We start from the raw sequence: 741 nt of genomic DNA, 5'->3' as shown, positions 1-741 counted from the left end.
ATAAGATGGTTTCGCATACTTTGGCTGTATGCCCAGTTCGCTCATTGAACGACCAATGCGGCATCTAGATACCGTATAGCCAGCTTTTTTAAAGCTATTTTTAGTTTACGATTGCCATACACTTGTCTATTTCGTTGAAGATGAACTGTTTTTTTTCTTTTAATGTCTGTTCTTCAGTCCGTTTTTCTTGTTCTTTTTGAGTTGCAGTACCTGTGTTATAGTAAAAAGTACTTAGAGCTATTTGCAGGATTTCGCACATTGCTTATACCGAATATTTATGGCGATTTTGTTCAATCACTTCTATTTTCGTCCCATGATCAGCGCGGCTTGCTTTAAAATATCAACTTCCACTTCAAGTTGCTTATTTCTCTTTCTTAATTCAATTAACTCCTGGTCTTCAGGACGACGATTGTCTTTCTCCTTAAAGGAGCCTGTTTGTTGAAATTGTGTGATCCATCGATCTAATGCTGATGCCGTTAATTCATATTCACGAACAATACCTTTACAGATTTTTCCGTTTTCATATAAGGCAACCACTTGCTTTTTAAAATCTGTAGTAAATGTTCTTCTTTTCTTGGACATAGTAGATTCTCCTCACTTGTTATCTATTATTCTACTAGCCCTTAATTTTATTGTCTAACTAAGTGTAGCCTATCCAGTTTGGGATTGTGGCGATGGCACATAATCTACTGAATAGCTGGGATTCATTAGCTATTTTCAGGGAAAAATGAAAAGAATGTA

At 35.9% G+C, this 741-nt stretch carries 1 protein-coding gene; it reads right to left on the bottom strand.

Annotation, left to right across the window (positions count from 1 at the left end; genetic code table 11):
• Positions 1-300 precede the first annotated feature (300 nt).
• Positions 301-582, bottom strand: a complete 282-nt coding sequence (locus V7014_RS22605) for a transposase (protein ID WP_335510571.1) — start codon at positions 580-582, stop codon at positions 301-303.
• Positions 583-741 lie beyond the last annotated feature (159 nt).

It is taken from the genome of Bacillus sp. JJ722 (genome assembly GCF_036963345.1).
Classification (GTDB): Bacteria; Bacillota; Bacilli; order Bacillales; family DSM-1321; genus Bacillus_AD.
Note: the sequence above shows the minus strand (reverse complement) of the source record. Positions and strands in the feature narration are given on the sequence as shown.